At 69.4% G+C, this 13,963-nt stretch carries 11 protein-coding genes and 2 pseudogenes; 10 read left to right on the top strand and 3 right to left on the bottom strand.

Annotation, left to right across the window (positions count from 1 at the left end; all coding sequences use genetic code 11):
• The 3 genes and pseudogenes from dnaE to ACFE86_RS16190 all read right to left on the bottom strand — a co-directional run.
• Nucleotides 1-2,812 (bottom strand): DNA polymerase III subunit alpha (gene dnaE, locus ACFE86_RS16200; RefSeq protein WP_375456357.1); only part of this gene is annotated, 2,812 nt, incomplete at its 3' end.
• A 453-nt stretch (nt 2,813-3,265) separates the two neighbouring features.
• Nucleotides 3,266-3,558, bottom strand: a pseudogene (locus ACFE86_RS16195) (IS66 family transposase); the annotation flags it as partial.
• Between the two features lie 95 nt (nt 3,559-3,653).
• On the bottom strand, nt 3,654-4,562 hold the full coding sequence (locus ACFE86_RS16190) for a LysR substrate-binding domain-containing protein (RefSeq protein WP_375456356.1): 909 nt from the start codon (nt 4,560-4,562) through the stop codon (nt 3,654-3,656).
• 207 nt (nt 4,563-4,769) lie between these two features.
• Here ACFE86_RS16190 and ACFE86_RS16185 point away from each other — a divergent pair, with 207 nt between their 5' ends.
• From ACFE86_RS16185 to ACFE86_RS16140, 10 genes and pseudogenes are all read left to right on the top strand, one after another.
• Nucleotides 4,770-5,534 carry an ABC transporter ATP-binding protein gene (locus tag ACFE86_RS16185; RefSeq protein WP_375456355.1) on the top strand — a complete coding sequence of 255 codons (765 nt, stop codon included), beginning with the start codon at nt 4,770-4,772 and terminating at the stop codon, nt 5,532-5,534.
• The gene (locus tag ACFE86_RS16180; RefSeq protein WP_375456354.1) at nt 5,531-6,268 is read left to right on the top strand and encodes an ABC transporter ATP-binding protein; all 738 of its coding nucleotides are present in this window, start codon (nt 5,531-5,533) and stop codon (nt 6,266-6,268) included. Before ACFE86_RS16185 ends, ACFE86_RS16180 begins: the two co-directional genes overlap by 4 nt.
• Nucleotides 6,268-7,128 carry a branched-chain amino acid ABC transporter permease gene (locus ACFE86_RS16175; RefSeq protein ID WP_375456353.1) on the top strand — a complete coding sequence of 287 codons (861 nt, stop codon included), beginning with the start codon at nt 6,268-6,270 and terminating at the stop codon, nt 7,126-7,128. Before ACFE86_RS16180 ends, ACFE86_RS16175 begins: the two co-directional genes overlap by 1 nt.
• Complete coding sequence (locus tag ACFE86_RS16170; RefSeq protein ID WP_375456352.1) at nt 7,125-8,111, top strand: branched-chain amino acid ABC transporter permease; 987 nt, start codon at nt 7,125-7,127, stop codon at nt 8,109-8,111. Before ACFE86_RS16175 ends, ACFE86_RS16170 begins: the two co-directional genes overlap by 4 nt.
• A gap of 4 nt (nt 8,112-8,115) precedes the next feature.
• Nucleotides 8,116-9,339, top strand: coding sequence for an ABC transporter substrate-binding protein (locus ACFE86_RS16165; protein ID WP_375456351.1), 1,224 nt, complete (start codon nt 8,116-8,118; stop codon nt 9,337-9,339).
• 109 nt (nt 9,340-9,448) lie between these two features.
• Nucleotides 9,449-10,762, top strand: a complete 1,314-nt coding sequence (locus ACFE86_RS16160; RefSeq protein ID WP_375456350.1) for an LLM class flavin-dependent oxidoreductase — start codon at nt 9,449-9,451, stop codon at nt 10,760-10,762.
• Between the two features lie 331 nt (nt 10,763-11,093).
• Nucleotides 11,094-11,213, top strand: a pseudogene (locus ACFE86_RS16155) (transposase domain-containing protein); the annotation flags it as partial.
• A gap of 486 nt (nt 11,214-11,699) precedes the next feature.
• Nucleotides 11,700-12,497, top strand: a complete 798-nt coding sequence (locus tag ACFE86_RS16150) for a MetQ/NlpA family ABC transporter substrate-binding protein (RefSeq protein ID WP_375456349.1) — start codon at nt 11,700-11,702, stop codon at nt 12,495-12,497.
• A 25-nt stretch (nt 12,498-12,522) separates the two neighbouring features.
• Nucleotides 12,523-13,323: a MetQ/NlpA family ABC transporter substrate-binding protein gene (locus ACFE86_RS16145; protein WP_375456348.1), complete on the top strand. Its 801-nt coding sequence runs from the start codon at nt 12,523-12,525 to the stop codon at nt 13,321-13,323.
• Nucleotides 13,323-13,963, top strand: a 641-nt coding sequence (locus ACFE86_RS16140) for a methionine ABC transporter ATP-binding protein (RefSeq protein WP_375456347.1), incomplete at its 3' end; no start/stop codon positions are given. The genes ACFE86_RS16145 and ACFE86_RS16140, both read left to right, overlap by 1 nt.

The raw sequence follows: 13,963 nt of genomic DNA, 5'->3' as shown, positions 1-13,963 counted from the left end.
CTGCCTCGGCCGCCCCTTGGGCGAGCTTCATCATCGGCTCGACGGCGGCGAAGGCGCGCGCGCGGTCGGGCTCCAGCGCGTCGAACGCGCCCGCGGCGGCGAGGCTCTCCAGGGTGCGCCTGTTGACGTGGCGCGGGTTGAGGCGGCGGGCGAGGCAGGCCAGATCCTTGAACGGGCGCTCGCCCCGCGCCTCGACGATCGAGCGCACCGCCTCGCGGCCGACGCCCTTGATCGCGGCGAGCGCGTACAGGATCTTGCCCCCCTGCACCGCGAAGGTGACGCCGGACGCGTTGATCGCGGGCGGCTCGACGACGATTCCGAGGCGCTGGGCGTCCTGGCGGAATTCGGCGAGCTTGTCGGTCACGTCGATGTCGAGGTTCATCGCCGCGGCGAGGAACTCGACCGGGTAGTTAGCCTTGAGGTAGGCGGTCTGGTAGGTCAGCAGCGCGTAGGCTGCCGCGTGGCTCTTGTTGAAGCCGTAATCGGCGAACTTCGCCAGGAGGTCGAAGATCTCGTTGGCCTTGGGCGTCGTCAGCCCGCGCTCGACGCAGCCCTTCACGAAGCGATCGCGCTGGGCATCCATCTCGCTGCGGATCTTCTTGCCCATGGCGCGCCGGAGCATGTCGGCCTCGCCCAGCGAATAGCCGGCCAGCAGCTTGGCGATCTCCATCACCTGCTCCTGGTAGACGATGATGCCGAAGGTCTCCCGCAGGACCGGCTCCAGCTTGGGATGCGGGTACCACGCCGCCTCGTTGCCGGCGTCACGCCCGAGCTTGCGCTCGCAATAGACCGGGATGTTGGCCATCGGGCCCGGCCGGTACAGCGCCACCAGCGCAATGATGTCCTCGAAGCGGTCGGCCTGCATCTCGCACAGCGCCTTGCGCATGCCGGCCGATTCCACCTGGAACACGCCCACCGTCTCGCCGCGGCCCATCGGCGCGTAGGTCTTGGCATCATCCAGCGGCAGCGAGGCCAGATCGATGTCGATGCCGCGGTCCTTCAGCAGGTCGGTGCAGCAGCGCAGCATCGTCAGGGTCTTCAGCCCCAGGAAGTCGAACTTCACCAGCCCTGCGGCCTCGACCCACTTCATGTTGAACTGCGTCACGCGCATGCCGGTCTTCGGGTCGCGGTAGAGCGGCACGAGCTGTTCGAGCGGCCGGTCGCCGATGACGACGCCGGCGGCGTGCGTCGAGGCGTGGCGGTGCAGGCCTTCGAGCTTCCTGGCGATCTCCATCAGCCGGGCGACGACCGGCTCCTCTTGAATCGCCGATTGCAGCTTCGGCTCGCCCTCGATCGCCTGGGCCAGGGTCACGGGGTTCGTCGGGTTCTGCGGCACGAGCTTGGTCAGCTTGTCGACCTGCCCGTAGGGCATCTCCAGCACGCGGCCGACGTCGCGCAGCACGCCGCGCGCCTGGAGCGTACCGAAGGTGATGATCTGCGCGACCTGGGCCTCGCCGTAGCGCGCCTGCACGTAACTGATCACGCGCTCGCGGCCCTCGACGCAGAAATCGATGTCGAAATCCGGCATCGAGACGCGCTCGGGGTTGAGGAACCGCTCGAACAGCAGGCCGAAGCGAAGCGGGTCGAGGTCGGTGATCAGCAGCGCGTAGGCGACGAGCGAGCCGGCGCCCGAGCCGCGGCCGGGGCCGACCGGGATGTCGTGGTCCTTGGCCCACTTGATGAAGTCCGAGACGATCAGGAAGTAGCCCGGGAAGTTCATGCCGACGATCACGTCGAGCTCGAAGGCCAGGCGCTCGCGGTAGGTCGCCTCGGTGAAGCCGTCCGCCGGCCCGTGCTGCCTGAGCCGCAGTTCCAGCCCGGCCTCGGCCTGGCGGCGCAGCTCCGTCGGCTCGTCGGCGGCGACGTCCGTCACGACCGCATCCGACGCCTGCGCCGGGGCGTCGGCCATCGGCGCGGTTCTTCCCGCGGCAACCCGCGAAAAATTCGGCAGGATCGGCTTGCGGGTGCGGACGCGGACCGCGCAGCGCATGGCGATCTCGACGGTCGCCTGCAGGGCGTCGGGCAGGTCGGAAAACAGCGCGACCATCTCGGCCCGCGTCTTGAAGGCGTGGCGCGGGGTCAGCCTGCGCCGGCGCTCGTCCGAGACGAGGCGCCCGTCGGCGATGGCGAGCAGCGCGTCGTGGGCGTCGTAATCGTCAATCTTGCCGAAGAACGGCTCGTTGGCGGCGGCGATCGACAGCCCGGCCGCGTCGGCCATGCGCAGCAGTTCGGCCTCGATCCGGGGCTCGTCGTCGCGGCCGTGGCGCTGAAGCTCGACGTACAGGCGCGCCTCGCCGAAAGCGGTGCGCAGGCAATCGAGGCGCGCCGCGGCAAGGTCGGGCCGGCCGGCGCGCAACGCCGCGTCGAGGGGGCCGGTGAAGCCGCCGGTGAGCGCGATCAGCCCGGCCGCCGACTCGGCGAGCGCCGCCGCCGAGACGCGGGGCGCCTCGCCCGGGCCGTTGTCGAAATAGGCGCGGCTCGCCAGCCGCAGGAGGTTGCCGTAGCCGGTCTCGTCCTGGGCCAGGATCACGATGCCGCCCGGCGGCAGCGCGCCCCGCGCCATCGGGTCGGCGGCCTCGAAGGCGACCGTGAGCTGCATCCCGGCGATCGGCTGGATGCCGGCGCCCGCGGCCTTCTCCGAGAATTCCAGCGCGCCGAAGAGGTTGTCGGTGTCGGTGAGCGCCAGCGCCGGCTGCCGGTCCGCGACCGCGGCCTTGACGACGTCGCCGACCTTCAGGGCGCCTTCGAGGAGGGAGTAGGACGAGTGGACGTGGAGGTGGACGAATCCAACCTCCTTGAGCTGTCGCGCCATGGGGGACCTTGCCTGGGGACCGTCACGATCCGGCCTTCGCGGTTAAGAGTCGATGGCCGGGCGGGGCCGATCGCCGATATCCACCGCGTTGTGCCTCCCGCGCCGCAGGCTTACCGCCCGGCGATTCCTGTGGACCGCGGAGCCGCGCGACCGGCGTCGAACACCGCGATAGGGCGACGATCACCGGATCGGCGCCAAGGCTACGCCCCAGGCCGCCACAGCCCCGGCGAGCAGCCCGAAGGCCATGAACTCCATCATCCCAGTCAGAAACATCCGCTTGAGCATAGGCCCCGCCTCGCCATTGACCGGGCGATCTTTGTTCTTGTTTTGTTCCATGTAAAGCGGGGACAGGCATGAGCCGTCGATCATGGTTGACGAAATGTTCTGAGGATCTTGGGGCGGTTGCGGCGGTGGAGAGCTCATAGGCAGAATAGGTGCCTGGGCCCCAACGGGCTCGCGACCGGGACGGAAGCGGCCCTGCGCACGACGGAGCAGGTTCATCAGCCCGCCCTGGCTGAGCGTCAGACCGAACAGGTCGGACAGGGCCGCCTGCAGCCGCTCGTAGGACATCGCCCGGAAGGTCTTGAGATAGGCAGCTATGGCCTTCGTGACCGGGCTTGGCCCCGCAGGGCTTGGATTGCTCCCGTCGCTCCTTGTGGTCCGACGCCGGCGGCTTCGGCGAGGTGCGGGGTCTTCGCCGCACGCTGCAGCCGCAGCACCAGTTCGATCAGCTCCTCGCGGCTCAGCCGCTCAAGATCGCTTCAGCCCATCCAACGAGGGGATCAGTGAAATCCGACCCGCGCAAAGGGGACGTAATTACCGGGAGACGACACATTCCGGGTCAGTCGGCGACCGATGCGTCGGGTCCGGAAACGCCGTGTTCCCCGAGATCGCGCGCGATGTGCGAGGCGAGATGATCGGCTGCGGAGGAGCGGCCGGGCTGGCGCTGCCACAGCATCAGATCCACGTCCGGCATCTGCGGCATTCCATCGGCGCGGCCGAGCCGGCGCAAGCCGGCGACCTCGACGCTCCGCGCCAGAACGATCACGGCCGCATCGGCCAGCGCCATCGCCTGGAGACCCGCTATGCTCTCCGAGACGCAGGCGATCCGCCACACGATCCCCTTGCGGGCGAGCGCCGCGAGCGCGTGGTCGCGGTAGAGGTTGCCCTCAGGGAGCATGGCGATCGGCAGCGGATCGCGCGTGTGCGCCGAGCCCCCGTCCGCGCCGAGCCAGACCAGGCGCTCCCGCCGCAGCAGGGCGATGCTGGGGATGCGCGGCCGCACATCCGGCATCCGCGTGGCGATCGCCACGTCGATCGTCCCGTCCTCCATCGCCTGCGCCACCTGCCGGCTGAGGGTGCAGCGCACCGTGACCTCGACGGCCGGATAGGCTGCCTGGAAGCGCGCGAGGGTCCGCGGCAGCAGGAAGGCTGCGTAGAGGTCGGGGCACCCGAGCACCACCCGGCCGGAGACGGCGTCGGACAAGAGGTGCACGCGGGCCTCGTCATGGAGGTCGAGGAGCCTGCGCGCATAGGTCAGCAGCGTCTCGCCCTGGGCCGTCAGCCTGGGGCGCCGGAGGTCGGACTCGAAGATACGACGCCCGACGAGTTGCTCGAGCCGGTTGAGTTGGAGGCTGATCGCCGGCTGCGTCCTGTGCAGGCGCTGCGCGACCCGCGTGACGCTGCGCTCCTCCACGAGCAGCACGAAGGTCCGCAGCAGCGACAGGTCCAGGATGTGTGATTGCGTCATAAGCCGGACTTTGCTTCAGGCAAAACATTATAAATTTGTCTGCGGTTTTGGTGAAGCATAGATTTCGTGGAACGGAGATCGCAGCGCGCACGGATAAGTCGCATCTTTGATCGGTTCTTGCGCATATATGCTCGATGAAAAGGCATGCGGCGCGGATGTTCGCTGGCCGTTCCGCCCCGTTTTCACTTGTAGGGAGACACGACAGGCGTGACGGCGGCGATCGAGATCCGCGAGATCGTGAAAACGTTCGGCGGCGCCACCGCGCTCGATCGTTGCTCGCTGACCATCACCGCCGGCTGCGTGACCGGGATCATCGGTCCGAACGGGGCCGGCAAGACGACGCTGCTCGACGTGCTGTGCGGCCTCGTGCCGCCGGATTCCGGGCAGGTGCTGTTCCGGGGCGTGCCCATCACCGGATTGCCGCCGCACGCCGTCGCGGCGCGGGGGATCGTGCGCACCTTCCAGATCGTGCGCGATCTCGCAGGCCTCACCGTCCTTGAGACGCTGCTCCTCGCGCCAGGTGACCAGATCGGGGAGACCATCCTCGGCGCGCTGTTCCGGCGGGGTGCGGTCGAGGCGCAGGAGCGCACGCGCGCCGTCCGGGCGCGTGCGCTCCTCGATCGGATCGGGCTGTGGCGCCTCGCCGATGCCCCCGCCGCCTCCCTGTCCGGTGGGCAGAGGAAGCTCTTGGACCTCGCCCGCGCGCTGATGCTCGATCCGGCGGTCCTCTGCCTCGACGAGCCGGCCGCCGGCGTCTCGCCGCCGCTTCTCGACGAGATCATCGGCCTGATCCGCGACCTGCGCGCGGCCGGCCTCACCCTCATCATCGTGGAGCACGACATGCACCTCGTGCGCGAAGTCTGCGATCACGTCCATGTCCTGGCGCAGGGGCGCCCTCTCGTGTCCGGCACGTTCGCGGAGGTCACCGCGGATCCCCGCGTCGTCGAAGCCTATCTCGGGCTGGCGGCATGAGCGGCGCGGCGCCCGTCTCCGCCCTGTCGGTCCGCAGCCTGCGCGCAGGCTATGGGCGCGGCGGCGACATCGTGCACGGCATCGACCTCGATCAGCCGCCCGGGACGATCCTGGCGATCATCGGTCCCAACGGCTCCGGCAAGTCCACCTTCGTGAAGGCCCTTGCAGGCCTCTTGCGGCCGCGTGCAGGCTCGATCCGCGTCACCGGCCGAGACGTGACCGGCCTGTCGGCGGCGCGCCGCGTCGCGGCGGGCATCGCCTACGTGCCGCAGGAGAAGAACGTCTTCGCAACGCTCACGGTGCGCGAGAACATGCAGCTCGCCACCGAGTTCCTCCGGCGCCGGGCCGGCACCGGTCCCGAGCAGGAGGCGCGCGTGCTCGCGCTGTTTCCCGAACTCGCCGCCCGCGCCCGCACGCTCGCGGGCAACCTGTCGGGCGGCCAACGGCAGATGGTCGCCTTCGCCGGGGCGCTCCTTGCCAATCCCGAGGTGCTGATCCTCGACGAGCCCTCGGCAGGGCTTTCGCCGCGTTTCGTGTCCGAGACGATGGAGGCCATCGCCAGGGTCCGGGCGGCCGGCACCTCGATCTTGCTGGTCGAGCAGAACGTGCGGGCGGCCCTGCGGATCGCCGACACCGTCGTGGTGCTGGTGGCCGGGCGCAAGAGCCTCGAAGCGTCGGCCGGGGAGATCCGGCCGGCCGACCTCGCCGACCTGTTCTTCGCCAGGGCGGCATGATGGGCCAGCTCCTCCTCAACGGCGTCGTGAGCGGCCTCCTCCTCGCCCTGCCGGCGCTGGCCGTCAGCCTGACCTTCGGCATCCTCAAGTTCCCGAACTTCGCGGTGGGCGGCGGCCTGACGCTCGGCGCCTACGCCGGTTGGGTCTTCAACACGCAGCTCGGCATCCACATCGTCGCGGCCGCGCTCCTGGCTGCCGCCGCCGTCGCCCTCGTCAGCGTCGTGCTCGACGTGACCGTCTTCGGCCGCCTGCGCGAGCAGGGCTCCATCGCGCTGATGGTCGCCTCGATGGGCGTGTCGCTCATCCTGGAGAACCTGTGCCGCTTCGTCTTCGGCAACGCCACGCGCAGCCTCGACGTGGCGGTCGCGCGGCCCCTGCGCTGGGCGGGCCTGCGCATCACCCACGAGCAGATCGTCACCGCGGTGACCGTGCTCGGATGCCTCATCCTGCTCCACCTCGTGCTGCGCAGGACGCCGCTGGGACGCGCGATGCGGGCGGTGGCCGACAACCCGACGCTGGCGGCGGCGCGCGGCATCGAGCGCGCGTCGATCGTGCGGCTCACCTGGGCGATCATCGGGAGCCTCACCGGCCTGGCCGGCGTGCTCGCGGCCCTCGACCGCGCCGTCGAGCCGCTGGTGGGCTGGAGCTACCAGATCCCGGTCTTCGCCGCCGCGATCCTCGGTGGCCTCGGCAGTCCGCTCGGCGCGGTGCTCGGCGCGCTCGCGGTCGGGCTGTCCGAGGAACTCGCGACCCTCGTCGTGCCGACGAGCTACCGGCAAGCGGTCGGCTTCGCGATGATCCTCCTGCTGCTCCTCGTGCGCAGCCAGGGCCTCCTCGGTGCGCGGGCGTTGCGCAAATGACGGCCTATCTCGTCACCGTCCTGGTGATCGTCGCGATCGCGATCCTCGTCGGGCTCGCCCTGAACATCCAGTGGGGCTGCGCCGGCCTGGTCAATTTCGGCGTGGTCGGCTTCGTCGCCCTCGGGGCCTACGCGACCGCGCTGCTGACGCCGGTGGCCGGCTGGTTCCCGGCGATGCTGGCGGCGGCGGCCTCGACTGCGCTCCTCAGCGTGCTCATCGCCTTGCTGTCGATCCGGCTCGCCGACGACTATCTCGCCATCGTCACCCTGGGCTTCGGCGAGGCGGTGCGCCTCGTGCTCCTCAACGAGGACTGGCTGACCGGCGGCGCCCTCGGCATCGCCGGCATCGCGCGGCCGTTTTCCGGTCTGGTCGCGCCGCAGCACGCAGACCTCGCCCTGCTCGGTTTCGCCCTGGCGCTCGTGGCGATCGTCTACCTCGTCCTCGAAGCCCTGGTGCGCTCGCCCCTCGGCCGGGTGCTGCGGGCCGTGCGCGACGACCCCGTCGTGGCGGCCTCGCTGGCCAAGCCCGTCCTGATCCTGCGGATCAAGGCCTTCGCCGTCGGCGGCGCGGTCATGGGTCTCGCGGGCGCCCTGCACGCCTTCCACATGACCTACATCGATCCCTCGCAGTTCACCGCGATCACGACCTCCTACGCCTTCATGGCGGTGATCGCGGGCGGGCGCGGTTCCAATCCCGGCCTGCTGATCGGCGCAGGCACGATCATGCTGCTCCTCGAAGGGACGCGCTTCCTCAAGGACCTCATCCCCGCGCTCGACGGCGCCCAGATCGCGGCCCTGCGCCTCGGCGGCGTCGGCGTCGGCATCGTCGCGCTGCTGCTGCTGCGCCCGCAGGGCCTCCTGCGCGAGCCTCGGCGCACGGCCGCGTCCCTGCTCGCGGATGCCGGGCGGGCCGACGCGCCGCCGGCAGCCTCGCGCGTCGATGCGGCCGATCACGGCCCGCCCGCCTCACCCCAGGAGATATGAGACCGTGCTCCTCCCCATCCTCAACCGTCGTCGTCTCCTGGCCGGCCTCGGCCTCGGCCCCCTCGTGATCCGGTCCGCCGGAGGCGCGGCGGCCGAGGGCGCGGAGATCCCGCTCGGCTTCGTCATTCCCTTCACCGGCGCCACGGGGCCCTACGGCCCCGACATGAAGAAGGCGGCCGACCTCGCCACCAGGACGATCAACGAGGCCGGCGGCATCCTGGGCGGGCGCAAGCTCAGGCTCTTCATCGAGGATGAGGAGACCAGCGCGACGGCGAGCGTGACGGCCACGCGCAAGCTCCTGGAGGTCAACCGGGTGGAGATGGTCGGCGGGTTCTGGGGCAGCCCGCCCTCGCTCGCGGCAAAACCGCTGATCGTGGCCGCCAACAAGGTCCAGATGGTCTCGGCCGCCGCCCCCGCGATCACCGAGGGCGACACCAAGAACCTCGTCTACCGCTTCCAGGCCAAGAGCACGCAATGGGGCCCGGCCGGCGCCAGGATCCTCAAGGATCTCGGCGTGAGGAAGGTCGCCCTCCTCGCGCAGCAGAACCCGTTCATCGTGGCGATGGTCGAGCCGTTCAAGGCCGAGATGGCCAAGCTCGGCGGCACCGTCACCGACGTGGTGATGTACAACCCGGACCAGGCCTCCTACCGCGCTGAGGTCCAGAAGGCGTTCGGGCCGGAGCCCGAGGCGGTGTTCGTCCTAGCCCTGCTCACCGACATGGTGGCGATCGCCAAGGAGATCTATCGCGGCGGCTTCCGGTCCAAGGTGCTCGCGCTCGGCACCGGCGCCGATGCCGACGGCGCCTTCCTGAAGAGCGTCAGCCCGGAGGTGGCCGAGGGCATCCATCACCTGCAGCCCGCCCCGCCGCTGAACGGGGCCTCCTACAAGAGGTTCGTCTCGGCGATGGGTGCCCCCGAAGGAACCGTCTTCCTGTTCGCGGGCAACATGTACGATCAGGTCTGCGTGACGGCGCTCGCGATGGAACATGCCGGGAGCACCGAGGCGCCGGTCTGGGCGAAATCGATCCGGCCCGTCTGCAACCCGCCGGGCGAGGCGGTCGACGACGTGGTCAAGGCGCTCGCACTCGTCCGGCTCGGCCGCGACATCGATTTCGTCGGGGCCGGCGCCACCTGCGATTTCAACGATCAGGGCGACCAACTCAACCGCTCCTTCCTGCATCAGGTGATCGAGGGCGGGAAGAACCGGATCGTCGACGTGATCGGCTGACGATCGACGGTCGATCCGGACCTCGTGCCGGTCGGCCGACGGCGTGGGCTCGCGAAAGCCTGCCCGTGCGGGGCCCGCGCATGCCCTGCAGACGGGATGAGGAGAAACGATGCCCGACAAGATCATGCATCTGTGCGGTTTCATGAACGCCGGGCCGGTCGTGCACAGCCACGCGATCTGGCGCAACCCGCGTCACGAAACGCCCTTCCTCAGCCTCGGGCATTACGTCGAGATCGCGCAGATCCTCGAGCGCGGCCGGTTCGACCTGATGTTCTTCGCCGACCGGCTCGCCATCGCCGACCGGTACGGCTGTAGCCACGTGGTCGGGATCCGGCACGGCGACCAGGACGCGACCCGGCTCGACCCGCTGCCGATCCTCGGCGCGGCGGCCGCGGTCACGCGTCATATCGGGCTCGGCGCGACCCGGTCGACCACCTACGAGGCGCCCTACAGCGTCGCGCGGGAATTCGCAACCCTCGACCATATCTCCGGCGGCCGGGCCGCGTGGAACGTCGTGACGTCGATGAACGACGGCGAGGCGCTCAACTTCGGCAACGTCCAGCATCTCGGCCACGACGAGCGCTACGACCGGGCCGACGAGTTCATGGAGGTCGCCTTCAGGCTCTGGGACAGTTGGGAGCCGGACGCCCTCGTCCTCGACCGGGCCCGCGGCATCTACGCCGACCCGGCCAAGGTCCATCACATCGACCACGCGGGCGCCTGGTTCCGCTCGCGCGGGCCCCTGAACATCCCGCGCTCGCCGCAGGGACGGCCGGTGATCATCCAGGCCGGCTCGTCCGGGCGCGGCAAGGCCTTCGCAGCCCGCTGGTCCGAAGTGATCTTCGCCCTGCAGCCGAACCTCGAGCGGATGCGTATCTTCAAGGCCGATGTCGCGGCAAGCCTCGCCGCCCAGGGGCGCGCCCCGAACGCCACGAAGGTGATGATGGCGGTGATGCCCTTCATCGCCGCGAGCCGCGCCGAGGCGGAGGACCTGTGCGACCTGCACGACTCGCTGGTCGATCCCCTCGTCGGCCTCTCGACGCTCGCCGGCCATGCCAATGCCGACCTCTCGATGCTTGCGCTCGATGCCGACGTGGCATCGATCCAGGCATCGGGCAGCCAGGGCAACCTCGCGGCGCTGAAGAGCATTGCGGCGGGCGCGCCGATCACCATCGCCGATGCGGGCCGCATCTACGGCCGCGGCGTGATGTGCCCGCGCCTCGTCGGGACGCCGCAGGACATCGCCGACGAATTGTCCGACATCCTCCACAGCGGCGCCGCGGACGGGTTCGTCATCTCTCCGGCCTTCCTGCCCGACACGTTCGCCGACTTCGTCGAGCAGGTCGTCCCCCTGTTGCAGGCGCGCGGCCTCGTCCGGCGCGACTACACGGGCGCCACCCTGCGCGACCATCTTGCCGAATGAGCCGAGCCGTGACGGCCCTGGCCGAGGCGATGGACATCGCACCACGACCTCTCGAGCGTGAGCGAAGCCGCTTTCAAGGCAGCGATGCGCGGCTGGCTTCCACCGTATGCATCGTCACGAGCCGTCATGGCAGTGATGCGAACGGCATGACGGCGACAGCAATGTGCAGCGTCGCGGCCGCTCCCCCCGACTGTCCTCGCCGTCGTCAACCGTCCGCCGGCGCGGCTCGATCCTGCCGAACCGGACACCGATCCGATCCAGTTCGTGCGCCCGGTTCGCGGCATCCTCACGTGTCGTCATCGCCGCTACCTCTGAGACGACAACGCCCAAAACCGTGATCGAGAGCGCCAAGCTCAACGCCGCCGATCCGCGCGCTTGGCTCGCCGACGTCCTCGCGCGCCTATCGGCCTATCGGGCCCGGTGCATCGAGGCCTTGCTGCCCTGGAACTAGAGCGCACTCCGACGAAGTGGATGCCGGTTCGTCGCGAAAGTGCGCGTTAAACAAGGGTCTAGAGCCGTGACCCGACCCAACGTGGTCGGGCACGGCTCTAGAGCGTGAACGGCTTCGAGGATGGTGCCGAAGGCGCTTTCGCCCGTGAGCCGGGCGGTGCCGGCAGCGGTGCGGATGACCGCATCCGGAGGCATTCGCATAGGATCAAGCTTCCTCGTTTTCCGCCGAGAAGGGATCATTCTTGTTGCAAGGCAGGTATTTTTGGAATGTTCGGCGAGGCTGAGTTGATCTAGACGTTGCCATCAAAGATTCAGTCTGAATCGGTTGCGGTTGGCGTCTGGAAAAGGAGGCCGCAGCATTCGTTTCGGGCGCTTCCGTCTGCGGGGAAGCCTCAAGCGGGGTTTCGGGAATTCGAAGGCGACCATGCCCCTCCTGATGATCTGCCCACCGACCGCCGCGGTCGCGTTCCCATGGCGCCGCCACCGTATGTCGTCCACCTTGCTGGTTGCGCTGCTCCTGGCGCTCGGCGCCGCGCCCGCACTCGCAGGCGTGAGAGTCGGCGTGACCCCCGGAGCCCTCGCCGATTCCATCCAGGTCGCGGCGGCGGAAGCCAAGGCGAAGGGGCTCGATGTCCAGGTGGTCGAGTTCAGCGACTGGACGACGCCCAATGTCGCGCTCGCCAACGGCGACCTCGACCTGAACTACTTCCAGCATCAGGCCTTCCTCGACAACGCCGTCAAGGAAACCGGCTTCAAGCTGCAAAGCGTCGGCCTCGGCATCCTGCCCAATATCGGCCTGTACTCGGAGCGGCATCCGAGCGTCGGCTCCTTGCCCGAGGGGGCCAAGGTCGCGCTGGCCAACGATCCGGTGAACCAGGGCCGCGGCCTGGCGCTTGCCGAAGCCGCCGGGCTGATCAGGCTCAAGGCGGGGGTGGGCGCCAAGGCCACCCTCGACGACATCGTCGCCAACCCGCGCAAGCTCACCTTCGTCGAGATCGAGGGGCCGCAGCTCGTCCGCGCGATCTCGGACGTCGATCTCGCCCAGGGCTACCCGGCCCACTACGTCAACGCCGGCCGGGGCGACTTCGCCGGCAAGGCGCTGGTCTATTCGGGTGTCGGCGACCTCCGTTTCGCCATCCGGTTCGTGGTCCGGTCCGACCACACCGACGACCCCGAGATCGCAAAGTTCGTCGCGATCTACCAGACCTCGCCGGCCGTGCGGGCGCGGATCGACGCCGCCTACGCCAACAATCCCGCCCTCTACAGCCTTCCCTGGCTCCCTTGAGCCGTCACACGCCGGAGTTCCCGTGATGCGAGTCCTGAGACTGATCGCCGTCGCCGCCTTCACCCTCGGCGCGATGGCCGCCCGGGCGGAGAGCCTGAAGATCGGCGTGGTGCCGGGCGCCTATGCCGATGCCGTCAACGTCGCGGCCGTCGAGGCCAAGGCCCGGGGTCTCGACGTCAAGGTCATCGAGTTCAGCGATTGGACGACGCCGAACGTCGCGCTGGATGCCGGCGACATTGATGCGAACTTCTTCCAGCATCGCCCGTTCATGGAGAACGCGGAGAAGCAGAAGGGCTACGACTTCGAGATCGTCGGCCTCGGCATCTTGCAGAACCTCGGGATCTATTCGTTGAAGCACAAGAGCCTGGACACGGTCCCGGTCGGCGGCAAGATAGCGATCGCCAACGATCCGGTGAACCAGGGCCGCGGCCTGCTGCTGCTCCAGAAGGCCGGGCTGATCAAGCTGAAGGACGGCGTCGGCTTCCTCGGCACGCTCGACGACATCACCGAGAACCCGAAGAAACTCAAGTTCACCGAGGTCGAGGGCCCGCAGCTCGCCCGCATCACCGGCGACGTCGATCTCGCCCAGGGCTATCCGCACTTCATCGTCGCGGCCGGGACCTTCGACCCGACGAGCGCCCTCGTCTATACCGGCATCGAGGACAAGCTCTTCGCGGTGAGCTTCGTCACCAAGGCGGCGCGCAAGGACGACGCGACGATCCGGAAGTTCGTGGAGCTCTTCCAGATCTCGGAGGCGGTGAAGAAGCAGATCCACAAGTCCTTCGCCAACAGCGACAAGCTTTATGTGCTGGCGTGGCTGAACTGATGGCCGACCTGGCTTTCGACAGCATCCGCGAGACCGACGGATGGGTGGCGGCCGGGGCGGGCGTGCGCGTCGTCCCCGCCGCTTCGGCCGGGACCGCGGGGCGAACGGCCGGCACCGTGCGGTTCGAGGCGGTCTCCAAGACCTACAGTTCCGCGGCCGGCGAGGTCCAGGCGCTCGACCGCGTCGACCTCGACGTCCCCGCCGGGGCGATCCTCGGCATCATCGGCCGCTCGGGCGCGGGCAAGTCGAGCCTCTTGCGCACCGTCAACCGGCTGGAGGCGCCGACCTCGGGCCGGGTGCTGGTCGACGGCTCACCAATCGAGAGGCTGGACGAGGCCGGGCTCGTGGCCCTGCGGCGCCGCATCGGCATGATCTTCCAGCACTTCAACCTGCTTTCGGCCAAGACCGTGCGCGGGAACGTGGCGCTGCCCCTCGTGGTCGCCGGCGCACGGAGCGCCGAGATCGGCCCGCGGGTGGACGAGGCGCTGCGTCTGGTAGGGCTTGAGGCCAAGGCGGAGACCTATCCCTCGCGGCTGTCGGGCGGGCAGAAGCAGCGGGTGGCCATCGCGCGGGCACTGGTCAGCCGTCCGGAGATCCTGCTCTGCGACGAGGCGACCTCCGCCCTCGACCCGGAGACGTC

Source organism: uncultured Methylobacterium sp., from assembly GCF_964244095.1.
Lineage (GTDB): Bacteria > Pseudomonadota > Alphaproteobacteria > Rhizobiales > Beijerinckiaceae > Methylobacterium.
This window is presented reverse-complemented; position numbering and strand designations above follow the sequence as displayed.

Excerpts from the sequence above, each read along its gene's own strand:
- ACFE86_RS16180 (WP_375456354.1), top strand. The coding sequence starts at position 5,531 with ATGAGCGGCGCGGCGCCCGTCTCCGCCCTGTCGGTCCGCAGCCTGCGC.
- ACFE86_RS16170 (WP_375456352.1), top strand. The coding sequence starts at position 7,125 with ATGACGGCCTATCTCGTCACCGTCCTGGTGATCGTCGCGATCGCGATC.
- ACFE86_RS16175 (WP_375456353.1), top strand. The coding sequence starts at position 6,268 with ATGGGCCAGCTCCTCCTCAACGGCGTCGTGAGCGGCCTCCTCCTCGCC.
- ACFE86_RS16160 (WP_375456350.1), top strand. The coding sequence starts at position 9,449 with ATGCCCGACAAGATCATGCATCTGTGCGGTTTCATGAACGCCGGGCCG.
- ACFE86_RS16190 (WP_375456356.1), bottom strand. The coding sequence starts at position 4,562 with ATGACGCAATCACACATCCTGGACCTGTCGCTGCTGCGGACCTTCGTG.
- ACFE86_RS16150 (WP_375456349.1), top strand. The coding sequence starts at position 11,700 with ATGTCGTCCACCTTGCTGGTTGCGCTGCTCCTGGCGCTCGGCGCCGCG.
- ACFE86_RS16145 (WP_375456348.1), top strand. The coding sequence starts at position 12,523 with ATGCGAGTCCTGAGACTGATCGCCGTCGCCGCCTTCACCCTCGGCGCG.